Below are 21,021 nucleotides of genomic sequence, written 5' to 3' on the forward strand. Positions count from 1 at the left end.
CTCGGCTCGCACGGGGGAGTCGAACCCTCCACGGTCCGGGTGCGGCTCCGCCCACGGGTACGGCTCCGCCCACCGGTACGGCTTTGATCGCGCCGTTCCAGGCTGACGTAACCTCGCGGGATGGGTGACGGCGGGCGGGAGCGGCGGCTGCCGTTGGCGCCCAGGCCGCTAACACAGCCGCACCCGTCCCGACTGGCCCCGGACCACCCGGGGCGGGCGGCGATCGTCGCCGCGCACGCCGCAGCCCTCGCCGCAGGGCAGGCCGGGTACCAGGACCCGGCGACCGGACTCTTCGTCCTCACCGCCGGTTTCCTGGCCCGGCGGGGCACCTGCTGCGGACGGGGATGCCGGCACTGTCCGTATGTCGACGACGAGCCGACCGGTGACCCGGCTCCCATCGACGACCCGGGCAGGTAGCGTCTGCGCCCATGGCGAGGTACGTGGTCATCGGTGGCGGCATCGTCGGGCTGGCAACGGCGCACCGGATCATCCTGGACCGGCCCGGCGCCGAGGTGACCGTGCTGGAGAAGGAGCCCCGGCTGGCGGCCCACCAGACCGGCCACAACTCCGGGGTGATCCACGCCGGGGTCTACTACCGGCCGGGCAGTCTCAAGGCCGAACTGTGCCGGGCCGGCAGCCGCTCCATGGTGGAGTTCTGCGCCGAGAACGGCATACCGGTGCGGCGGTGCGGCAAGCTGATCGTCGCCACCGACGAGGCGGAACTGCCCCGGCTCCGGGCCCTGCACGAGCGTGCGCTCGCCAACCGTCTACCGGTACGGCTGCTCGACGCGGCCGAGGCAGCCGAGTACGAGCCCGCGATGCGCTGTGTCGAGGCGCTGCGGGTGGAGTCCACCGGGATCGTCGATTTCACCGAGGTCTGCGTCGCGTTGGCGGCGCTGGCGGAGAAGGCCGGTGCGGGGATCCGTCTCGGTGCCCGGGTCACCGGGATCGCGAGCCGGCGGGGCGGCCCGGGCGGTGCCCCGGAACTCGTGGTGAGCAGCACCGCCGGTGAGGTGCTGGCGGACGTACTGGTCAACTGCGCCGGTCTGCACGCCGACCGGGTGGCCCAGTTCGCCGGCGTCGTGCCACCCGCCCGGATCATCCCCTTCCGGGGTGAGTACTACGAGCTGCGGCCAGAGCGGCGGGACCTGGTCCGGGGCCTGATCTACCCGGTCCCCGACCCGCAGTTCCCGTTCCTGGGCGTACACCTGACCCGGATGATCGACGGCAGCGTGCACGCGGGTCCGAACGCGGTGCTCGCGCTTGCCCGGGAGGGCTATTCGTGGGGTCGGATCAACCCGAGGGAGGTGGCCGACCTGGTGGGCTACCCGGGGCTGTGGCGGCTGGCCCGCCGCCACGGGCGGTACGGTCTCACCGAGGTACGCCGCTCACTGTCCCGCCGCCGGTTCGCGTCCAGCCTGGCCCGGCTGGTGCCCGAGTTGACCGAGCGGGACCTGGTCCCGAGCCCGGCCGGCGTACGGGCCCAGGCGATCGCCCCGGATGGCTCACTGGTGGACGACTTCCTCATCGTGGAGGCCGACCGGCAGGTGCACGTCCTCAACGCGCCCTCACCGGCGGCGACCAGTTCGCTGGAGATCGCGAAGCACATCGTGGCCCGGCTGCCCGCGTAGCGAGCTGCCCGCGTAGCGAGCTGCCCGCGTAGCGAGCTGCCCTAGTAGCGAAAGGAAAGGCTCGACGGCCTGGGGACTTTCGCCCCTGCCGCTCGAACCCGTACGGTGTCCGACGGACACTCACCGGCCGCCCCCGGCCGGGCCGAGCGGGAGGTCATCGTGCGAGGGCGGCTCTTACTGATCGGCGCCGGGTTGCTGGTGCTCTCCGGCTGCGGCGAGTCAGCCGTGGCGAGGAGCGAACCGCTGCCCATCCCTCCGGTCGTCAAGCTGCCGGCGGCGGCAGCCGGCGGGGTCTGCCGGGTGCTGGACTACTCGGCGATCGAGAAGGCCATCGGCACCACGTTCGACGTGTCGGCCGCGACCTCCCAGGGCGAGACGAGTAGCTGCGTGCTCCAGGCGGAGCAGGCGAGTCTTCCTGATCTGGCGCTGGCGATGACGCCGACTTCGGCCGACGCGTCGGTCTTCAACGACGAGGCGCCGGACGGGGGGCAGTCCGTCAAGGGGCTGGGCAAGGCCGCGTACCGGTTGATCGTCGCCGCTGGCAAGGACCACGGCCCCGGGGTGGAGGTGTGCTGGCTTGCCTCGGACGGGCAGATGATCAGCCTCCGCTACACCCTCCCGGCGGACGAGGGTAAGCCGGCGGCGGAGGCCATCGCGGCCAAACTCGTCACGCTGGCCAAGCAGATCGACGCCGCCGAGCGCTGACACCCGTTCCGTCCGGTCCGGCCGCCGTTTCGGGCGGCCGGACCGGCGGCGTGGTCGTGGGGCGTCGCCGGTCCGGTGTCGTTTCGAACGGCGCCGGGGAAGAATCCGGTGCGGACGGGGCCCGCTCAGGAAGCGGCGACGAAGACCCGCGAGGCGACCTCGCGAGGCAACCTGATCTTGTCGCCGGAACGGTCGATGGTCACACCGTCCCGTTCCTGCGCCACCGTCACGGTCGCACCCGGGTCAACCCCGGCCGCGTGTAGTTGGCGCAGCACATCACCGTCGGTCTGCACGCTCTCGCAGATCCGCCGGACCACCACCGGGCCGGTCAGGCCGGGGAAGGCGAGGTTGCGTTCCGCCTCCGGGCTCTCCGCAGCCGACAAGCCGTGTTCGCTGCCGAGCGCCTCCAGCCCCGGAATCGGGTTGCCGTACGGCGAACGGGTCGGACGGTTCAGCAGGTCGTAGACCTTCTGCTCCACCGCGTCGCTCATCACGTGTTCCCACCGGCAGGCTTCCTCGTGGGCTTCCTCGTAGGGCATCCCGATCACGTTGACCAGCAGCAGCTCAGCCAACCGGTGCTTGCGCATGACGGCGATCGCGAGGCTCCGGCCGGCGGCGGTGAGTCGTAGGTGCCGGTCGTCCTCTAGGGTCAACAGCCCATCGCGTTCCATCCGGGCCACTGTCTGGCTGACGGTCGGTCCGCTCTGGTGTAGCCGTTCGGCGATCCGCGCACGCAGCGCCGGCACACCTTCCTCTTCCAATTCGAGAATGGTGCGCAGGTACATCTCTGTCGTATCGACAAGGTCATTCACGTCAGCCGCCCTCCCGGTAGGTAATGCTACCCCGAGTTACCGACACGAAGCCGTAGCCCGAGCGGGGCGTCTGGCGTTCATGGCGACCAGTTCCGATGGTGTTGACTGAGACACATGTTCGTCACAGATGATCTTCTGATCGACGTTGCCGCCCTCGCCGTCGAACTGGCTGGCGCGGAGACCGCCGTACCTACCGTAGTGGACGTGCGTTGGCGCCTCAGCGGCCAGCCCGGTCGCGTCGACTACGACGCCGGGCATCTGCCCGGAGCGGTCTTCGCCGATCTCGACGCGGAGCTGTGTGGCGTACCCGGTGCCGACGGGCGCCACCCGCTGCCGGACCCGGAGAACCTGCAACGGGCGCTGCGTGCCGCCGGGGTCCGGGCCGGCCACCCGGTGGTGGTCTACGACGGTGGAGACGGGCCCGCCGCCGCCCGCGCGTGGTGGACGCTGCGCTGGGCCGGGCACCACGCGGTCCGGGTGCTCGACGGCGGTTACCCCGCCTGGGTCGCCGCCGGGCAGCCGGTCACGGAGGAGGTCCCCACCCCGGTCCCCGGCGACGTCACGGTCCGCCCCGGCGGGCTGCCGGTGCTCGCCGCCGGGGACGCCGCCGCGCTCGCCGCCGGTGACGGCGTACTGCTCGACGTCCGGGCCGCCGCCCGCTACCTGGGTGAGACCGAGCCGGTCGACCCGGTCGCCGGGCACGTCCCCGGAGCGGTCAACCTGCCGACCACCGAGCACATCGGCGCGGACGGCCGGCTGCTGGCCGCCGACGCGCTCCGGTCCCGGTTCGCCGAGGCCGGCGTCGCGCCCGGCGTACGCGTGGGTGCGTACTGCGGGTCGGGGGTGACCGCCGCGCACACGGTCTTCGCCCTGCACCGGGCGGGACGTACGGACGCCGCGCTCTATGTCGGCTCGTGGAGCCACTGGCTCACCGACCCGGACCGGCCCGTCGCCACCGGCTCCGGCACCTGATCCGGCACCGGCGCCATACCCCGGCGCGCGCCTGGGAGGTGGCGTCCAGGCGTGCGACGATGGCGCCATGTCGCATGACACGGTGGTGATGTGGGACGAATCCCTGCTCGCCTACGACCTCGGTGAGCACCCGCTCGACCCGGTCCGGGTCGAGCTGACCGTCGCGCTGGCGCGGGAACTCGGCATCCTCGACCGGGCCGGGGTCCGGGTGGTGACACCCACCCCGGCCGACGAGACGGCACTGACCCGGGTGCACCGGCCCGACTACCTCGACGCGGTCCGGGCCGCACCGGACGATCCGTTCTTCTCCGGGTACGGCCTGAACACCCCCGACAACCCGGTCTTCGACAACATGCACGAGTCCAGCGCACTGGTCGCCGGGGCCAGTCTCGCCGCGGCGGAGATGGTCTGGCGCGGCGAGGCCCGGCGCGCCGTCAACGTCGCCGGTGGCCTGCACCACGCCATGACCGGACGGGCCGCGGGATTCTGCGTCTACAACGATCCCGCGGTGGCCATCGCCCGGCTGCTCGACCTCGGTGCCGAGCGAATCGGTTACGTGGACGTCGACGTGCACCACGGCGACGGGGTGCAGGAGATCTTCCTCGACGACCCCCGGGTGCTCACCGTCAGCCTGCACGAGAGCCCGCTCGCGCTCTTCCCGGGCACCGGGTTCCCGGACGAGATCGGCGGTCCGGCAGCCAGGGGAAGCGCGGTCAACGTGCCGCTACCGCCCGGCACCGGCGACGCCGGCTGGTTGCGTGCCTTCCACGCGGTGGTCCCGTCGGTGCTGCGCGCCTTCCGACCGCAGATCCTGGTCACCCAGTGCGGCGCGGACAGCCACCGGCTCGACCCCCTCGCCGACCTGCGACTCTCCGTGGACGGGCAGCGCGCCAGCTACCTGGCGCTGCGGGCGCTCGCCGACGAACTCTGCGAGGGCCGCTGGATCGCCACCGGCGGAGGCGGGTACGCCCTGGTCGAGGTGGTACCGAGAGCCTGGACGCACCTGCTCGCGATCGCCACCGGGGACCCGATCGCACCGGCGACGCTGACCCCACCGGCCTGGCGCAAACTGGCCCGGGAACGCCGCCCGGAGCGGGACGTGCCGTTGCGGATGACCGACGACGTCGACCCGGCGTACGAGCCGTGGCAGCCCACCGGTGAGCCGGACGGGGTGGACCGTGCCATCCTGGCGACCCGCAAGGCGGTCTTCCCGCTGCACGGTCTCGACCCGTACGACCCGAGGGACTGAACGGAGGCGAGCCGAGCGTGGTCGACGGCGCAGCGGACCGCTCGGCGGACGTACTGCTCAGCGACGGCACGACCGTCCACCTGCGACCGATCCGCACCGACGACGCGGCCGGCATCGTCGCCATGCATTCGCGGTTCTCCGAGCGCACCCGCTACCTGCGCTACTTCTCGCCGTACCCGCGGATCCCGGACCGGGACCTGAGACGTTTCGTCACCGTCGACCACCACCACCGGGAGGCGTTCGTGGTGCTCTCCGGCGAGCGGATCCTGGCCGTCGGCCGGTTCGACCGGCTCGGGCCGGAGGCGGGCGACGCGGAGGTCGCCTTCGTGGTGGAGGACGCCCACCAGGGCCGGGGCATCGGACCGGTGCTGCTGGAACACCTGGCCGAGGCGGCCCGCCGGGAGGGGATCAGCCGCTTCCTCGCCGAGGTGCTCCCGGCCAACGGGACCATGCTGCGGGTCTTCGCCGACTTCGGCTACCAGGTGCAGCGCCGGTACGCCGACGGCGTGGTCCACCTCAGCTTCCCGATCGCCCCGACGGAGGAGTCGTTGCGGGTGCAGTGGGGGCGGGAGCACCGGACCGAAGCGCGTTCGATCGCCCGTCTGCTCGCCCCGAACGGTGTCGCCGTGTACGGCGCCAGCGCCACCGGTCAGGGAATCGGCGCCGCCATCCTCGGGCACCTGCGCGACGGCGGCTTCACCGGACACCTCGTACCGGTGCATCCGAGCGCCGTCCGGGTCGGCGGCCTGCCCGCGTACCCGTCGGCGGCCGATGCCCCCGTGCCGCTGGACCTGGCCGTGGTCGCGGTGCCGCCGGAGGCCGTCCCCGGGGTGGTGGCCGACGCGGCCCACGCCGGACTGCACGCGTTGGTGGTGGTCTCGGCCGGGTTCGCCGAGTCCGGTGCCGAGGGCGCCGCCGCCCAGCGGGAGCTGATCCGGGCGGCCCGTGCGGCCGGGATGCGGGTGGTCGGCCCGAACTGTCTCGGCATCGCCAACACCGACCAGCGGGTACGCCTCAACGCCACCCTCGCGCCCCGGCTGCCGGTGGCCGGACGGGTCGGCTTCTTCAGCCAGTCCGGTGTGCTCGGGGTGGCGCTGCTCGCCGAGGCGGAGCGGCGTGGGCTGGGTTTGTCGAGTTTCGTCTCGGCCGGCAACCGGGCCGACGTTTCCGGCAACGACCTGCTCCAGTACTGGCAGGACGACCCGGGCACCGACGTCATCCTGCTCTACCTGGAGACCTTCGGTAACCCGCGCAAGTTTGCCCGGTTGGCGCGGCGGATCGGCCGTACGAAACCCGTGGTCGCCCTCGCCGCCTCCGCCCGACGTCCCGCCGACCAGTCCGCCGACACGGATACGGATCCGGGCCCGAGGGGGCCCGACGGCACCGCGCTGACCGCGCTCTACGCACAGTCCGGGGTGATCCGGGTGGAGACGGTGGCGGAACTCTTCGACGTCGGGATGCTCCTCGCCCACCAGCCGCTGCCGGCCGGTCGGCGGGTCGGCATCGTGGGGAACTCCACCGCCCTGGCCGACCTGGCCGCCATCGCCTGCCGGTCCCACGGGCTGCCCGTCGCCGTTGGCTACCCGGTCAACGTGGGGCCGCAGGCCACCGCGCACGACTTCGCCGACGCGCTCGCCGACGCCGCGGTCGATCCCCGGGTCGACGCCCTGCTCGTGCACTTCGCCCCGCCGCTGCCCGGACAACTGGTCGATGCGGACGCCGACTTCACCTCAGCGGTGGCGAGTGTGGCGCTCGCCGGTGACCGGCCGACGGTGGCGACGTTCCCGGTCGGGCCGCCGCCGGTCGGGGTGCCGTCCTACCCGACGGTGGAGGAGGCGGTCCGGGCCCTGGCCCGGGTGATCGGCTACGCCGACTGGCTGCGCCAGCCGGTCGGCGAGTTGACGGAGTTCGCCGGGACCGCCCCGGACACCGCTGCTGCCGTACTCGCCAGGGCCGGGGAGCCGGGGAGCGCCTTCTCGTCGGACGAGGGGGCGGGGCCGTTCGGCGACGGATCCGCCAGCGCCGAGGCCCGCTCCGAGGCGGCGAACGCCGGGCCTGGACTGGTCGAGCGGCTGCTCGCCGCGTACGGCATCCCGGTCGTACCGTCCACGGTGGTCGACTCCGTCGACGCGGCGGTGGCGGCGGCGCGGCACTGGGGCTCGGCAGTGGTGCTCAAATCGGCCCGGGAGGGGCTGCGGCACCGTCTCGACCTGGGTGCCGTACGGCTGGACCAGTTCGGTGACGACGCGGTACGCCGGGCGTACCAGGAGATCGCCGATTCGTTCGGCCCCCGGGTGCTGGTCCAGCCGATGGTGCCGCCGGGGGTGGCCTGTGTGGTCGAGGCGGTCGAGGACCCCGCCTTCGGTCCAGTGGTCGGATTCGGCCTGGGCGGCGTGGCGACCGACCTTCTCGGCGACCGGGCGTGGCGGGTCGCGCCCTTGACCGACCGGGACGCCTCCGCGCTGATCGAGGAACCACGGGCGGCACCGTTGCTGTACGGCTACCGGGGCGCCGAGCCGGTGGACCGGGCCGCGTTGGCGGAGTTGTTGCAGCGGGTCGGTCGACTGGTCGACGAGCAGCCACGGGTACGGCTCCTGCGTCTCAATCCCGTCCTCGCCCGCCCCGACGGCCTGGCGGTCCTGCACGCCGAACTTCACCTCGGCCTGTCCGCTCCCCGCCCCGACACCGGCCCCCGCCGCCTCTGACCCGTAAGGAAGGGCCCCTTGTTATCGGATTCGGTGGTATAGGGGGCCCTTCCTAACCGATGGCCCGGCCGTCGGTGTCGCTGTTGAGGCGCCACAGGGCGAAGCGGTTGGCGGCGGCGAGTACGGCCAGCGCGCCACCGAGGACGGGATGGCCGGCGACCACGAGGACGGCGGTCGCCGCGCCGAAGACCACCCATTCCGGGATGAGTCGTAACGGGTCAGCCAGCTTTCGGTCCGATCGTGGCGCGACCCACCGGCCCCAGATCAGCGCCGCGGCGAGTGGGGCGAGTACGGCGAGCAGCACGCGCTGCCAGAGGTGTGGGCCGCCGGCGAGCCAGCCGCCGTACGCCAGTGCGGTCAGCGCGCATAGCTCCAGCAGGAATCGCAGGCCGAGGTTGGCGATTCTCATCCCCGAACTCTCTCATCCCGTACGGGGTGGCCCTGGTCGGTCGCGGAAAGCACCGGTCGGTTCCGGAAAGCACCGGTGTCCGGCAGCCGCATCCGGCAGCCGCTTCCGTGGCCGCGCGGGAGCGGAGAGCCGGGGCGACGGGCACCGGGGCAACGGGTAGCCGGGGCGACGGGAGCAGACAGCGGCACAGGGAAAGGCCCCCGGTCGACGCGAACCGCTGTCGACGGGGGCCCTCCTCGCGGCCGTGAGCTGGTCAGCTCGCGTACGCCTCCAGCCGGTCAGCGCGGGACGGGTGACGGAGCTTGAGCAGCGTCACCTTCTCGATCTGCCGGATCCGCTCCCGGGAGAGGCCGAACTCGCGACCCACCTCGTCCAGGGTGCGCTGCCGACCGTCGTCCAGTCCGAACCGGAGCCGGATGACGGCCTGCTCACGCTGGGACAGCGTGGCCAGCACGATCTCCACCTCGTTGCGCAGCATGCCCTGGGAGACCGCGTCACCAGGCTCCTCGCGCGGGTCCACCGCCGCGACGAAGTCGCCGAGCGCGCTCTCGCCGTCTTCGCCGACCGCCTGGTCCAGGCTGACCGGCTCCCGGTCGTACGAGATCAGTTCGATCACCTGGAACTCCGGTACGCCGAGCGCGACGGCCACCTCCGCCACGGTCGGTTCGCGGCCGAGGGTGGTGGCGAGGTCACGCCGGGCCCGGACCATCCGGTTGACCTGCTCGACCATGTGCACCGGGATGCGGATGGTGCGGGCCTGGTCGGCCATGGCGCGGGTGATGGCCTGGCGGATCCACCAGGTGGCGTAGGTGGAGAACTTGTAGCCCTTGGTGTAGTCGAACTTCTCGACTGCCCGGATGAGGCCGAGGTTGCCCTCCTGGATGAGGTCGAGGAAGGCCATGCCACGACCGGTGTACCGCTTCGCGATGCTGACCACGAGACGAAGGTTCGCCTCCAGCAGGTGGTTTTTCGCGAGCCGACCCTGCTCGGCGACGATCTCCAGGTCACGCCGGAGCGCGGCGGGCGGGTCACCGGCCAGCTTCTCCTCGGCGTACAGGCCGGCCTCGATCCGTTTGGCCAGCTCGACCTCCTGGACAGCGGTGAGCAGCTTGGTCCGGCCGATGCCGTTGAGGTACGCCCGGACCAGGTCGGCCGAGACGCCGCGCTCGTCGGTGGCGTCGAGGTCGGCCAGGTTGTCGGTGGTGGTCTCCGTCGGCGCGGCGTTGCTCGGGACGAGCTTCGCGTCGCTCTCGGTACGTCGGTTGCTATCGGGCCCGATGATGGCGGCCGGGTGAAGTTCGTTCTGAGTCATCTGTAGGACCATCTTCAGTCGCCTCCCCGCGTCGACTAAGTGGTGCGCACCGGCAGCCGTGTGGCGCCGATAGAAAACAGCTTGGCCGGTGGGGCGTGAAGCGGAGGTGAGGCGATCGTCGAGGTGGCATGAAAGCGGGAGCTTGGCAGCGCCGTCGTACACCTTTTGCTGCTTTGCGTCGGTAATGTTCTTGGCGCTCGTGCCCAGCGCCGGGCTTGCCAGGACCGAATACTGTGCCACCGATCGGCCATGCGGCCCGCAACGCATCCGGCCGCCAACGACAGCCAACGAGTGCCAACGGAGGACGGCGTGGTCTTCAAGAGACTGATGCAGGCGATGGGCGTGGGGGGTCCGTCGGTGGAAACCGTGCTCGACAATCCGAACTGCCGCCCCGGCGGTCAACTGGAGGGCCGGATCCAGGTCGCCGGTGGCGACCACCCGGTCGACATCGAGTACATCGCCCTCGGTCTGGTCACCCGGGTCGAGGTGGAGAGCGGCGACGGCGAGTACGACACCACGCAGGAGTTCCAGCGCCAGCGCGCCACCGGCGCCTTCCGTCTGGAGAGCGGGCAGCGGCACGAGATCCCGTTCCGGTTCGAGGTCCCCTGGGAGACCCCGATCACCGAGGTATACGGCCAGCACCTGCACGGCATGACGATGGGGCTACGGACCGAACTCGAAGTGGCCCGCGCGGTCGACAAGGGGGACCTCGACGCGGTCGCGGTGCATCCGCTCCCGGCCCAGGAGCGCATCCTGGACGCGCTGCTCCGGCTCGGTTTCCGCTTCACCCGCGCCGACGTCGAGCGGGGCCGGATCTACGGCGTGCAGCAGACGCTCCCGTTCTACCAGGAGATCGAGTTCTATCCCGCCCCCCAGTACGCCCGCGCGATCAACCAACTGGAGTTGACCTTCGTCGGCACCGCTCAGCACCTTCAGGTGGTGTTGGAGGTCGACAAGCGGGGCGGTGTCTTCACCGAGGGCCGGGACGCCTTCGGCCGATTCACCGTCGACTACGCCACCGCCGACCAGACCGACTGGGGCGCGCAGCTCGACGGCTGGCTGCGCCAGTCGATGCGCCAGCGCGGCCTGTTCTTCTAGACCACTCGACCTGGAAGAACAGGCATGGAAGAAGGTGCCTGGACCCCCGCCCCGCCCGGACTCGCATCACCCGGGCGGGGCGGCGCGGATCAGAGGTCGAGCAGAATCGTCCGTGGTCCCACGTTGACGCTCTCGACCAGCATGTGGGTCCGGAACCGCCCGGTCTCCACCTTCACCCCACGCGCCCGCAGCGCCTCGCCGAACGCGGTCACCAGGGGCTCGGCCAACTCCGCCGGAGCAGCCGCTCCCCAACTCGGACGCCGCCCCTTGCGGGCGTCGCCGTAGAGGGTGAACTGGCTGACCACCAGCACCGGTGCCCCGACCTCGGCGGCCGACCGTTCGTCATCCAGGATCCGCAGCTCATGAACCTTCCGGGCCATGGTTTCCGCGGTCGTGGCCGTGTCGCTGTGGGTGATGCCGAGCAGCACCAGCAGACCGTCGGCGATCGCGCCCACCACCTCCCCGTCGACCGTGACACTGGCCCGGCTGACCGTCTGGATCAGTGCGCGCACCGCGTCAGTCCGTCTCGGGGGTGATCAGACCCCGTTCGACCAGATGGGCGACGATCGGTCCAGCAGCCTCCGCCAGATCCTCCACCGGCACCTCGTGCGCGACCGCCAGGACCTCCAACTGGTCACCGAGCGGCAACTGCCCGTCGGCACCGCTGACCAGGGCCAGCACCAACGGGTCGACCTCCTCGCTCCACCGCAGCCCGTTCGGCATGGCGAGCACCTGACGGTCGACCGCCCAGCCCTCCGGGCCCATCGTCGCCTCCTGGCGCAGTTTCAGACCCTCCGCCATCCGGTAACGGCTCGCCAGCAGCGCCTCGGTGTCGCGTACCCGGAGCCAGTCCTGGCGGTCGAACCAGGCGGCGATCTGATCGCCCATCGGCGGCTGCACCGGCTGGCGGAGATCTTCCACCCGGACCACCGGCTGGTCATGACCGGAGCGGCGCAGGTTGATCACACCGAAGCCAACCGCCTCCACCTTCTGCGCGTCGAACCAGTCCAGCCACGCCGCGATCCGGTACGGGTCGGCCGCCTCACTCGCGTCGGCCAGCCAGAGGTCGACGTACGCCATCGGGTCGGCCACCTCGCGTTGGATCACCCATGCGTCCAGACCGGTGCCGGTGAACCAGCCGGCCACCCGCTCGCCCCAGTCCTCGCCGGCGACGTGTACCCAGTTCGCCAGGTACTGCATGGTTCCGCCCTCGGTGAGCAGATCGGGGGCGGCGGCTGCCAACTCGGCGGCGATCCCGTCACCGACCCGTCCCGAGTCACGGTAGCTGTGGGTGGTGGTGCCGGGCCCCACCACGAACGGCGGGTTGCTCACCACCAGGTCGAACCGGCGACCCGCGACCGGCGCGGTCATGTCGCCCGAGAGCAACTCCCAGCTCTGGCCGTTCAGAGCGGCGGTGGTGGCCGCGAAACGCAGCGAACGGGCCGAGACGTCGGTGGCCGTCACCCGGCGCGCGTGCGTGGCCAGGTGCAGCGCCTGTACGCCGGAGCCGGTGCCGAGGTCCAGTGCGGTCTCGACCGGTCGCCGTACGGTCGCACCGACCAGCGTGGTGGACGCCCCGCCGATGCCGAGCACATGGTCGGCGGCGAGCGGACGGCCCGGACGGGCGCTCCCTGGGACGTCGGAGAGCGCCCACCAGGCGTCCCCGTACGGTTCGAGGTCGATGCCCTGGCGCAGGCCGCCGTCGGCGGGTTCGACGATGCCGGCGGCGAGCGCGTCGGCGAGCGGAAGAGGGGCGAGGGCCGCCGCGACCGCCGACTCCGATTCGGTCTGGGCGCAGACGAAGAGGCGGATCAGCGTGCCGAGCGGGTCCCGGTCGGCGGTGGCCCGCAGCGCGGCCCGGAAGTCGTTGCGGGCCATCCCGCTCGTCGCCTGCGGTCCGAGCCGTTCGGCGATGCCGCTCGACGTGTAACCGGCGTTGGTCAGCGCGGTGCGTAGCTGGTCGACGCCGGCCGGGGAGAGGAGCATGTCGTTTTCGTCCACCCCGCCATCCTGCCCGGTGGTCCCGGGCCGCCCGGCGCAACCCCGGCAGAAACGCCCGGAGCGCGATCCTGCGCCCCGCGCCCGTGAGCCGGTGCGGCGCTCAGCGCAGCTCGAAGTCCGCGAAGTCGAAGCCGGGCGCCACCACACAGCTCACCAGCACCGGCTCGTCGCCGGCCGGCACCGCCGCCTGCCACACCCCGCCGGGGATCAGCACCTGGGGCCGTTCGCCGGCCGCCACGTCGGCACCGAGCACGACCTCGACCGGGTCGGCGTCCGGTTCCGTTCCGGTGCCGCCGAAGCGCAGCGTCAGCGGGCCGCCGGAGTGCCAGAACCAGAGTTCGTCCGAGCGGACCAGGTGCCAGCGGGACTCCTCCCCGGGGGCGAGCAGGAAGTGGATCGCGGTGGCGGCGTTGCGCTTGCCGGCGTACCCCTGGGGTTCGAAGGTGTGTGCGGACCGCCAGGTCTCGCGGAACCAGCCGCCCTCGGGGTGGGGGGCAAGGTCGAGCTGGGCGGCCAGGTCGGGCCGGGGCGGCGTGGTCACGGGTGACGCTCCTTCCGGGTACGGCTACCGTCCGCCACGCCGCAGTCGGCGCACCCCGACCGCTCCGGTCGGGGTGGTGGGACCGCTCGGCCTGGCGACGGCGGAACGAGGTGAGGGTAACCGGCGGCGGGTCCGTCTGCCGGTGCCGTGGGTCAGGCGGCAGGATGGTGGGCATGACGTTGTCGCTGCCCATCGACGCCGAGGCGAACGAACTGCTTCAGCGCAGCCCGCTGGCACTGCTGCTCGGCATGACCCTGGATCAACAAATCACAATGGAGAAGGCGTTCACGTCACCGTACGTGCTCGCGCAACGACTCGGACATGAGCCGACCGCGGCAGAACTAGCCGATTACGACCCCGATCAGCTGATCGAGATCGTCTCGACGCCTCCGGCGCTGCATCGCTTTCCGAAGGCCATGGCAACCCGGGCTCAGGAGGTGTGTCGGGTACTGGTTGATCAGTATGACGGGGACGCCTCGGCGCTTTGGGGCAACGTGAGTGACGGCAAGGAATTGGTGAAGCGGATCGAGGCGCTGCCTGGATTCGGCAAGCAGAAGTCGCAGATCTTCGTGGCGCTGCTGGGAAAGCAGTACGGAGTACAGCCGGACGGATGGCGGAAGGCTGCGGGCGGGTACGGAGACGAGGGGGTGTACCGCTCCGTGGCGGACATCGTTGATGCAGAGTCGTTGGCCAAGGTTCGCGAGTACAAGAAGCAGATGAAGGCCGAGGCCAAGGCGGAGAGTTAGTCCTCGGCTCGCAAGTGAACTTCTTTCCATTGGTGTGGGCTGAGCCTCGCACGCTAATGTCCGCGACCTCAGCATGTGGTGCCTATGGGAAGCGGGCTCGCTTCTGTTGGGCTGGCAGAAGCTCGTGTTCCTGCAAACGGGCTGCGGCTACTCGTACGTGCTTGTCTGTGAACATGCGTGCCTTGCGGAGACTCCAAGACCCCACTCGGTCGGCCAACTCGGCTGGCTCGGCCGTCAGGGGTGCCTGAATAGAGGCGAAGTGCACCGTGGCGAGCAGTTCGAGACTGTAAGGCGTTTCGAAGCTCTCGACCAGCTCTAAAAGCTCATCCACGCGTCGGACGATTTCATCTTCACCTCGTAGGGCTGTCTCGGCTGCCTCGACGCTCTCGGGAAGGGGGTTGATCGGAGCGAACTGAGTCACCGGTGCAGACCGATCTCCAATGCCCGACAGGTAGTGACCCTCAAGGCTGTCCAGCACATGGCCGAGGCTCGGCGCATAGGGCCCATAGGTTCCCCGGTTGAACGCCAACCTCAGCGGTGTGCCTAGAACCTGAAGGAAGTAGGCGAGTTTCTGAATCTCCAGCTCACTGATCCCCTCCCGAACCTCCTGAAGCCGAGCGCGGTCGAGGTACCGGGCGATCGCGATCAGTAGCACGGCGCGCAGGGGAGTCAAGGCGGCGACTGGCGTTGCGTTGGGCATCGCGGCAGGCTCTGGAGCTCCCTCCGGAGGGAAGATCACGACGCGGACGTTAGACATACGGTCGGCGGCCTGCTCAATCAGCGGACGAACGTCGCTCCACCGCAAGCCACCGTTGCCGCAGCCCAGGGCGGGTATGGCGATGGAGGTGATGGCTCGTTCGTTGACGACTTCGACCAGCGAGTCCAGGCCCGCTGCGATGTCTTCCAGGCGTGACCTGCCCCGCCAATGCCCCTTGGTTGGAAAGTTCAGGATGTATCGATGGAGCCCGAGTATGGCATTGTCAAACGTCCAGACCTGACCCAAGCGAACCTCACCCCTCGTGCAGGCGCTCCGGTAGGCGCGGAAGTTCGCGGGGAATGCCCGTTTGAACTGCAGAGCGATGCCCTTACCCATAACGCCAACCGTGTTGACCGTGTTGACCAGAGCCTCGACCTCGGCGGTGAGCAGGTTGCCGTGCCCATCCTCAATCATGCTTCTCACCTCCTTCCGTACCCGTAGTACCAGCTTGGCCTGACAATAACGCGCTCTGTGAGCGGATGCCCTGCTAGGAACGCCTGTACCCGTGACTGGTGGTGATCATCGTATACGCCAACCCACGTGATCAACTGCGCGTCCAACTTCTGGTGAACGAGGAATTCTGCCTGACGCCGGCGCTGGCGGTCCATGTCCTCGGCGGTGTTGTTCCAGCGCTCGGCAGTCATGAGCGGCCAGTCGACCATCTCGCTCAACGCTTGGACGTCGGCGGTGAACTCCGTGGTGGCGGTGGCGGCGTTGCCGTCCGTGCCGACCCATCCTGATGCGCCGTCGACCGCAGAACCGACCCTGGTCACGAGGTAGACGAGCGGCTGGTCTCCGCCCGGATAGCAGTTCGGCTTGCTGTCCCGGTGGTCGCAGGCAATTCGGAACATCATGGGGCGATCTCGGGGCATAGTAGAATGGGACGTAGTCGCCCACCTGTCCGCCCGGCCCGGCCAGTACCGGTCGTCGACGACGGGACTCCTTGATTGCAGGGTCGCCGACCTCGGTGCGAGTCAGACCCTCGCGTGCGGTCACGTCACAGGCCACGTGGCCCGAACTGAAGATCGCCTCGATGTTGTCCACGTGCGTGAAGTGATAGATCCACCGGTCTCTCACGCTCACCGCATCAGACATGCCGAGCCGTCACTCGGTTCGCCATCATGGCAGCTCGACTCCTGCGTCTTCTGCTCAAACCAGTCCGCAGACTCTATCGAACCTTTTCCGATTGCGGGCCAACCAATCGGACACTACGGGGCGTTCGCCGCCCCGTACGACCTGGTGCGTCGGCTGGGGCACGAGCCGGACGCCGCCGAGTTGGCCGGGTACGACCCGGAGGCGCTCACCGCCGTGTTCGCCGAGCGGCCCGCGCCGCACCGGTTCCCGAAGGCGATGGCCGCGCGGGTCCAGGAACTGTGCCGGGTGTTGGTGGAGCGGTACGACGGCGACCCGGCGAAGATCTGGACCGAGGCACCGGACGGCCGGACCGCGTTCAAGCGGATCAACGAGTTGCCGGGGTTCGGCAAGCAGAAGTCGCAGATTTTCCTGGCCCTGCTCGGCAAGCGGTTCGACGTGCGGCCGACGGGCTGGCAGGAGGCGGCCGGTCAGTACGGCGACGCGGACGCCCACTACTCGGTCGCCGACATCACCGATCCCGAGTCGCTGCTCAAGGTGCGTGTGCACAAGCAGCGGATGAAGGCCGCCTCGAAAGCCTGACCCTCTGCCGGCCGGTACGGCTCAGGCGGCGGTCGGGTGGGCGAGCGCGGCCAGCGCCCGGCGTACGTCGGCCAGGGACACGGTCGCGGAGTCGTCCAGGTCGGCGAGGCCGGCCTCGATCCACTGCCGCATCAGGGTGGTGACTCCGATGCCACGGGCGTCGGCGGCGGCCCGGACCCGTTCGTACGTCTCCACTGGCAGCCGCACCGAGCGACTGACCATCGGCACGTCGGTGTCGGGCGTGGGCAACTCGACCGGTGCAGCGTCGTCGATCAGGTCCGCGAGCCGGTCGCCGCCCTCGTGGAAGTGCTTGGTTGCGTCGTGTCGGTTCATCGTCACCGCCTCCTCATCGTCGCCATCCCCGGATGGCCTCCTCGTAGCGCTTGGACTCGGTGTCGCTGAGGTCACGCGCGGAGAGGATGTCCCAGTCGTTGTCGGCATGGTCGGCCTCGGCCAGCAGTATCGCCAGACGCCGTCCCCGCCGTGCGGTCGCGTACACGACCATCACGTCGTCGCCGAGGTGCCGGATGACCCGCCGTGCGCTGTGCAGGGCCTCCCAGACCTCGCCGGGGGTGACGTCGTAGACCTTCAGGTTGTCCAATGCCTCGTCGGTGAAGCCGAACCTGCTGCCCACGCGGGGAGCGTACCACGTACGTAACACGGATGTCCCTGGTCAGCTCGTCGGCGGCACTCTCCTTGAGGTGCGAGGATGGAGCGGCACCCCGAGGAGGACCGTGTGAAGCACCAGGCGTACCAGCCAATTTTGATCACCGACGCCTCACGGAGCCAGCCAGACCAGTTACACAGCCGGCAGGTGCGGTACGTCGTGATGATGTCCATCCGGATCGTCTGCATCGTCGCCGGTGCCGTCCTGGTGGGCGTCAAGGCGCCCCTGCTCTGGCTCTGGTTGCCGCTCTGTGCGGTCGGCATGGTCCTCGTACCCTGGCTGGCCGTGCTGCTCGCCAACGACCGGCCGCCGAAGGACCAGCACCGGCTCGCTCGTTTCCGTCAGCGCAATCTCGACGACGCCCCGCCCCGCAGCCTCACCGCGCAGGAGCGTCCCCACCCGGTCATCGACGCCGAACCCTGAGCCGGCGGTGCGGGCCAGCCGACCCCGCTGAGAACGGAACGCGGACAGCGAAAAGCCGGACCCCTCTCGGGGTCCGGCTTTTCATATTGCTGTTTCGGAATTACTTGGTCCAGACGTCCTGGACGATGTGGGCGGCCTGGTTCTCCCACTGCGCGTACGCGTCCGGGAACGCCGACACCTGAACCTTCTGCGCCGCCACCGTCAACGGCAGATCCTGCCAACCATCAACCTGCTTCAGATTGCTCAGGAACGCCGTCGCCGCGTACGTCGGGTCGGTGATCTGCGCCGGGGTACCCCAACCCGAGGACGGGCGCTGCTGGAACAGACCCAGGGAGTCGTGGTCGTTCATGTCACCCAGGTGACCCAGGTTCTCCAACTTCGACTCCTGCATCGAGGTAGCGACCGCGATCACCGCACCACGCTCACCCATACCCAACTTCTTGGCGGTATCAGTGATCGCCTTGGCGTTGTCGGTCTGCTCCTTCGACAGGCTGATCTGCGACTGGGCACCCTGCGTGCCGTGCGGGACAAGCTTGTCCATGCCCGGCTTGTCACTGGTCACCGCGGCAACCGTGGTCATCGCCGGGGCGGCGTGCTCCACCGGGGACGCGAACGCGTGCGACGCCGGACCGGCAACAGCACCACCAACGAAGGCGAGGCTGGCGACACCCAGAGCGGTCCTACGAACGAACGAAGTCTTGGTAACAGCGGTGAAAGTCGTCTTCACGATGGTTCACCTTCCAATCGGGGGCTCTCCCAGCACGCACACACAAAGGGGAAGGTGCCGTGCTCGAAGGAAGAAGAAGTACGAGGCCACAGGCCCTCTATGAGGCGGGGAAGAACACTGCCTCGGCGCTGCTCCGGTCGTACGCGATGTATAACGACCCCACCCCCGCCAACATTCCACCGACCACGCCCCGGACCATGTTGATCAAGCCCAGAAACCTCGCATCCGGTGACACTCGGAACATCGGGGAGAATCCGTCCGGCAGCACACCGAGCAGCAGCCGCTTCCAGCCGAGCCCAACGCGTACCGCTGACCCGCTACGCGTTGGGGGGCGGCGTGCCCCGCGACGGGATCAAGCCTGACCGCCCAGAGCGGGGTACGCCGCCCCCCAACCCCCAAACCCAACCGGCCGCGCACCCACCACGGACACGGCCACCGCCCCCAGTTCGCTGCCGAGCGCCAGCGCCACGTCCGGCGTCGCGCCCTCGACCCAGGCGGCGAGCAGTCCGGCCGCGAAGGCGTCACCCGCGCCGGTCGCGTCCCGTACCGGGATCCGCCGGGTTACCGCCTCGATGGTCGCGCCGCCGCGCGATGCCCAGACCGCACCGTCTCCGCCCCGTTTGACCACCGCGTTCCGTACGGTGCCGGTCAACATCTCGGCCTGTGCGTGGGCGCTTCCCGCCCCGGCGAGAGCCTCTGCCTCGTCCGCGTTGGCGAGGAGCAGGTCGACGTCGCGTACCCAGTCCAGGAACACTGCCGGGCCGACCTGCCGCAGCGGCTCCGCGGAGGCCGCGTCGACGCTGGTGGTGTGCCCGCGTCCGCGGGCGGCGGCGAGTGCGTGGCGGCCGGCGGCGCGCGACGCGGGGTCCAGCAGGGTGTACGCGGACAGGTGCAGGTGCCGCGCGTCGCCCGCCCGATCCAGCGCCGATTCCACGTCGGCCGGGGCCAGTCGCAGGTTGGCGCCCCGGTCGTTGACCATCGTCCGTTCCCCGTCGCGGGCGAGCACGATGACGGTGCCGGTCGGCGTGTCGGGGCAGTGACGTACCGCGCAGTCGACGCCGTGTGCGGTGAGTTCGGCCAGCCGTGACCGTCCCGGCTCGTCGTCGCCGACCACCGCGACCAGGGTCACCGGTACGTTTCGCCAGGCCAGCCAGGCTGCGGTGTTCGCGGCCTGGCCGCCTCCGGTGAGCCGGATGCCCGCCGGGGTGTCCGATCCGGTGGTGAGCGGCGCGGAGAGCACCGCGAGTACGTCGGTGACGATGTCGCCGACGGCGATGATCCGCGCCGCGCCGCTCATCCGGCCGTGGCGCTGGTACGTGCCGCCGACGCGACCGCGATCTGGCCGGCGAGGGCGGCGTTGCGCAGGATGATCCGTATGTTCACGGCCAGGCTCGCGCCGCTGGTGGAGGCATGGAAGTGGGAGAGCAGGAACGGCGTCACCGCCTTGCCCGTCACCCCGTTCTCGGCCATCAGGGCCAGCCCGTCGGCGAGGGTACGGTCGTGCAGTTCCGGGTCGAGTTGCTCGTCGAGCGGGAGCGGGTTGGCCACGATCACTCCGCCGGGCTGCACGCCCTGCTCCGCCCGTGCGGCGAGCATCGCCGCGATCTGCTCCGGTGTCTCCAGCGACCAGTCCAGCTCGAAGTCGCTGTCGCTGATGAAGAAGCCGGGGAAGCGGCGGGTGCGGTAGCCGACGACGGTGACGCCGAGCGTCTCCAGCCGTTCCAGCGTCGCGCCGACGTCGAGGATCGACTTCACCCCGGCGCAGACCACCGCGATCGGGGTCCGGGCCAGGGCGGTGAGGTCGGCCGACTCGTCGAAGGTCTGTGCCGCCTCGCGGTGCACGCCGCCGAGGCCGCCGGTGGCGAAGACCCGGATGCCGGCGGCGGCGGCGACCGCGCTGGTCGCGGCGACGGTGGTGGCACCGTCGGCTCCGGTCGCGGCGGCGACCGCGAGGTCGCGTACGGAGAGCTTCACCACCCCGTCCGTACTGGCCAGGCGGGTCAGTTGGGCGTCGTCGAGGCCGACCACGAGCGTGCCCTCGACCATGCCTATGGTGGCGGGCACGGCGCCGGTGGCCCGGACCGCCTGTTCGATCTCCCGGGCGACCCGGAGGTTGTCGGGCCGGGGCAGGCCGTGCGAGACGATGGTGCTCTCCAGCGCCACGATGGGGCGCCCGCCGCGTCGGGCGTCGGCCACTTCGGCGCCGTACCGGAAGTTGAAGTTGGTCACATGATCACGGTAGTACGGGGGCGCTCGGCGGTCGTTCCGGTGGACCCTGCGCCCGTCACCTGCCAAACTGGAAAGTTGCGGGGTCATTCTGGGAGGTATTACCGACGTGAGCACTGAGGTTCTCGAGCGTCCGGAGTTGAAGGACGCGGACACCGGGCCCGAGATGTTTCATTATGTCCGGAAAGAGAAGATCGCCGAGAGTGCGGTCATGGGAACCTTCGTGATCGCACTCTGCGGCGAGACGTTCCCCGTCACCAAGGCGGCCAAGCCGGGTTCACCGGTCTGCCCCCGGTGCAAGGAGATCTACGACTCGATGCGTGACTGAGTCGTCGCCCTCCTCCCACCCGGCCGCGTAACCTTCTG

General features: G+C 70.4%; 24 protein-coding genes and 1 pseudogene. 11 read left to right on the forward strand and 14 right to left on the reverse strand.

The window, feature by feature from the left end; genetic code table 11:
- Nucleotides 1-120 precede the first annotated feature (120 nt).
- From ACIBF5_RS10810 to ACIBF5_RS10820, 3 genes are all read left to right on the forward strand, one after another.
- On the forward strand, nucleotides 121-417 hold the full coding sequence (locus ACIBF5_RS10810; protein WP_396810285.1) for a DUF5522 domain-containing protein: 297 nt from the start codon (nucleotides 121-123) through the stop codon (nucleotides 415-417).
- Nucleotides 418-428: 11 nt separating this feature from the next.
- Entirely contained in the window at nucleotides 429-1,631 is a 1,203-nt protein-coding gene (lhgO, locus tag ACIBF5_RS10815; RefSeq protein ID WP_396810287.1) for an L-2-hydroxyglutarate oxidase, read from the forward strand.
- A gap of 105 nt (nucleotides 1,632-1,736) precedes the next feature.
- Complete coding sequence (locus tag ACIBF5_RS10820; RefSeq protein ID WP_396810289.1) at nucleotides 1,737-2,336, forward strand: hypothetical protein; 600 nt, start codon at nucleotides 1,737-1,739, stop codon at nucleotides 2,334-2,336.
- Between the two features lie 125 nt (nucleotides 2,337-2,461).
- Here the strand turns inward: ACIBF5_RS10820 and ACIBF5_RS10825 are convergent, their stop codons facing one another.
- Nucleotides 2,462-3,148, reverse strand: coding sequence for a metal-dependent transcriptional regulator (locus ACIBF5_RS10825; protein WP_396810291.1), 687 nt, complete (start codon nucleotides 3,146-3,148; stop codon nucleotides 2,462-2,464).
- 114 nt (nucleotides 3,149-3,262) lie between these two features.
- On the opposite strand from ACIBF5_RS10825, the gene ACIBF5_RS10830 reads away from it, so the two are divergent.
- The 3 genes from ACIBF5_RS10830 (at nucleotide 3,263) to ACIBF5_RS10840 (ending at nucleotide 8,074) form a co-directional block, all read left to right on the forward strand.
- Nucleotides 3,263-4,120 carry a sulfurtransferase gene (locus ACIBF5_RS10830; RefSeq protein ID WP_396810292.1) on the forward strand — a complete coding sequence of 286 codons (858 nt, stop codon included), beginning with the start codon at nucleotides 3,263-3,265 and terminating at the stop codon, nucleotides 4,118-4,120.
- A gap of 67 nt (nucleotides 4,121-4,187) precedes the next feature.
- Nucleotides 4,188-5,369 carry an acetoin utilization protein AcuC gene (locus tag ACIBF5_RS10835; protein WP_396810294.1) on the forward strand — a complete coding sequence of 394 codons (1,182 nt, stop codon included), beginning with the start codon at nucleotides 4,188-4,190 and terminating at the stop codon, nucleotides 5,367-5,369.
- 17 nt (nucleotides 5,370-5,386) lie between these two features.
- Entirely contained in the window at nucleotides 5,387-8,074 is a 2,688-nt protein-coding gene (locus ACIBF5_RS10840; RefSeq protein WP_396810296.1) for a GNAT family N-acetyltransferase, read from the forward strand.
- Between the two features lie 52 nt (nucleotides 8,075-8,126).
- Here ACIBF5_RS10840 and ACIBF5_RS10845 read toward each other — a convergent pair whose 3' ends face one another.
- Nucleotides 8,127-8,483, reverse strand: coding sequence for a YrdB family protein (locus ACIBF5_RS10845; RefSeq protein ID WP_396810298.1), 357 nt, complete (start codon nucleotides 8,481-8,483; stop codon nucleotides 8,127-8,129).
- A gap of 253 nt (nucleotides 8,484-8,736) precedes the next feature.
- Nucleotides 8,737-9,795, reverse strand: a complete 1,059-nt coding sequence (gene sigB / locus ACIBF5_RS10850; RefSeq protein ID WP_396810300.1) for an RNA polymerase sigma factor SigB — start codon at nucleotides 9,793-9,795, stop codon at nucleotides 8,737-8,739.
- Between the two features lie 309 nt (nucleotides 9,796-10,104).
- On the opposite strand from sigB, the gene ACIBF5_RS10855 reads away from it, so the two are divergent.
- Nucleotides 10,105-10,893: a sporulation protein gene (locus ACIBF5_RS10855; RefSeq protein WP_396810302.1), complete on the forward strand. Its 789-nt coding sequence runs from the start codon at nucleotides 10,105-10,107 to the stop codon at nucleotides 10,891-10,893.
- An 89-nt stretch (nucleotides 10,894-10,982) separates the two neighbouring features.
- On the opposite strand, the gene dtd is transcribed toward ACIBF5_RS10855, so the two are convergent.
- From dtd to ACIBF5_RS10870, 3 genes are all read right to left on the reverse strand, one after another.
- Complete coding sequence (gene dtd / locus ACIBF5_RS10860) at nucleotides 10,983-11,405, reverse strand: D-aminoacyl-tRNA deacylase (RefSeq protein ID WP_396810304.1); 423 nt, start codon at nucleotides 11,403-11,405, stop codon at nucleotides 10,983-10,985.
- Between the two features lie 4 nt (nucleotides 11,406-11,409).
- A complete protein-coding gene (locus ACIBF5_RS10865) occupies nucleotides 11,410-12,894 on the reverse strand; it encodes a methyltransferase (RefSeq protein WP_396810305.1) in 1,485 nt (494 codons plus the stop codon).
- A gap of 100 nt (nucleotides 12,895-12,994) precedes the next feature.
- Nucleotides 12,995-13,435, reverse strand: a complete 441-nt coding sequence (locus tag ACIBF5_RS10870) for a cupin domain-containing protein (RefSeq protein WP_396810306.1) — start codon at nucleotides 13,433-13,435, stop codon at nucleotides 12,995-12,997.
- Between the two features lie 164 nt (nucleotides 13,436-13,599).
- On the opposite strand from ACIBF5_RS10870, the gene ACIBF5_RS10875 reads away from it, so the two are divergent.
- Nucleotides 13,600-14,181 (forward strand): HhH-GPD-type base excision DNA repair protein, encoded by a 582-nt coding sequence (locus ACIBF5_RS10875; protein ID WP_396810307.1) that lies wholly within the window; start codon nucleotides 13,600-13,602, stop codon nucleotides 14,179-14,181.
- 82 nt (nucleotides 14,182-14,263) lie between these two features.
- Here the strand turns inward: ACIBF5_RS10875 and ACIBF5_RS10880 are convergent, their stop codons facing one another.
- From ACIBF5_RS10880 to ACIBF5_RS10890, 3 genes and pseudogenes are all read right to left on the reverse strand, one after another.
- Nucleotides 14,264-15,352 (reverse strand): macro domain-containing protein, encoded by a 1,089-nt coding sequence (locus ACIBF5_RS10880; RefSeq protein WP_396810308.1) that lies wholly within the window; start codon nucleotides 15,350-15,352, stop codon nucleotides 14,264-14,266.
- Between the two features lie 5 nt (nucleotides 15,353-15,357).
- Nucleotides 15,358-15,792 carry a DarT ssDNA thymidine ADP-ribosyltransferase family protein gene (locus tag ACIBF5_RS10885; RefSeq protein WP_396810311.1) on the reverse strand — a complete coding sequence of 145 codons (435 nt, stop codon included), beginning with the start codon at nucleotides 15,790-15,792 and terminating at the stop codon, nucleotides 15,358-15,360.
- Between the two features lie 13 nt (nucleotides 15,793-15,805).
- Nucleotides 15,806-16,033 (reverse strand): annotated as a pseudogene (locus tag ACIBF5_RS10890) (DarT ssDNA thymidine ADP-ribosyltransferase family protein); the annotation flags it as partial.
- Between ACIBF5_RS10890 and ACIBF5_RS10895 the strand changes: the two are divergent.
- Entirely contained in the window at nucleotides 15,992-16,612 is a 621-nt protein-coding gene (locus ACIBF5_RS10895) for an HhH-GPD-type base excision DNA repair protein (RefSeq protein ID WP_396810436.1), read from the forward strand. The pseudogene ACIBF5_RS10890 and the gene ACIBF5_RS10895 overlap by 42 nt on opposite strands.
- Nucleotides 16,613-16,633: 21 nt before the next feature.
- Here ACIBF5_RS10895 and ACIBF5_RS10900 read toward each other — a convergent pair whose 3' ends face one another.
- Both ACIBF5_RS10900 and ACIBF5_RS10905 read right to left on the reverse strand, forming a co-directional pair.
- Entirely contained in the window at nucleotides 16,634-16,945 is a 312-nt protein-coding gene (locus tag ACIBF5_RS10900; RefSeq protein ID WP_396810313.1) for a hypothetical protein, read from the reverse strand.
- A gap of 13 nt (nucleotides 16,946-16,958) precedes the next feature.
- Complete coding sequence (locus tag ACIBF5_RS10905) at nucleotides 16,959-17,246, reverse strand: hypothetical protein (RefSeq protein ID WP_396810316.1); 288 nt, start codon at nucleotides 17,244-17,246, stop codon at nucleotides 16,959-16,961.
- Between the two features lie 102 nt (nucleotides 17,247-17,348).
- Between ACIBF5_RS10905 and ACIBF5_RS10910 the strand changes: the two genes are divergently transcribed.
- Entirely contained in the window at nucleotides 17,349-17,702 is a 354-nt protein-coding gene (locus tag ACIBF5_RS10910; RefSeq protein ID WP_396810438.1) for a DUF3099 domain-containing protein, read from the forward strand.
- Nucleotides 17,703-17,802: 100 nt separating this feature from the next.
- On the opposite strand, the gene ACIBF5_RS10915 is transcribed toward ACIBF5_RS10910, so the two are convergent.
- The 3 genes from ACIBF5_RS10915 to ACIBF5_RS10925 all read right to left on the reverse strand — a co-directional run bounded on the left by ACIBF5_RS10915 (nucleotide 17,803) and on the right by ACIBF5_RS10925 (nucleotide 20,658).
- Nucleotides 17,803-18,429, reverse strand: coding sequence for a hypothetical protein (locus tag ACIBF5_RS10915; protein WP_396810318.1), 627 nt, complete (start codon nucleotides 18,427-18,429; stop codon nucleotides 17,803-17,805).
- A 352-nt stretch (nucleotides 18,430-18,781) separates the two neighbouring features.
- The gene (locus ACIBF5_RS10920) at nucleotides 18,782-19,726 is read right to left on the reverse strand and encodes a carbohydrate kinase family protein (RefSeq protein ID WP_396810321.1); all 945 of its coding nucleotides are present in this window, start codon (nucleotides 19,724-19,726) and stop codon (nucleotides 18,782-18,784) included.
- Complete coding sequence (locus tag ACIBF5_RS10925) at nucleotides 19,723-20,658, reverse strand: pseudouridine-5'-phosphate glycosidase (RefSeq protein WP_396810323.1); 936 nt, start codon at nucleotides 20,656-20,658, stop codon at nucleotides 19,723-19,725. The genes ACIBF5_RS10920 and ACIBF5_RS10925 overlap by 4 nt, the downstream gene beginning before the upstream one ends.
- A gap of 106 nt (nucleotides 20,659-20,764) precedes the next feature.
- Between ACIBF5_RS10925 and ACIBF5_RS10930 the strand changes: the two genes are divergently transcribed.
- Entirely contained in the window at nucleotides 20,765-20,983 is a 219-nt protein-coding gene (locus ACIBF5_RS10930; protein WP_121159119.1) for a DUF3039 domain-containing protein, read from the forward strand.
- The last annotated feature ends 38 nt before the right edge of the window (nucleotides 20,984-21,021 follow it).

The sequence above is a fragment of the Micromonospora sp. NPDC050417 genome (assembly GCF_044458865.1).
GTDB lineage: Bacteria > Actinomycetota > Actinomycetes > Mycobacteriales > Micromonosporaceae > Micromonospora_G.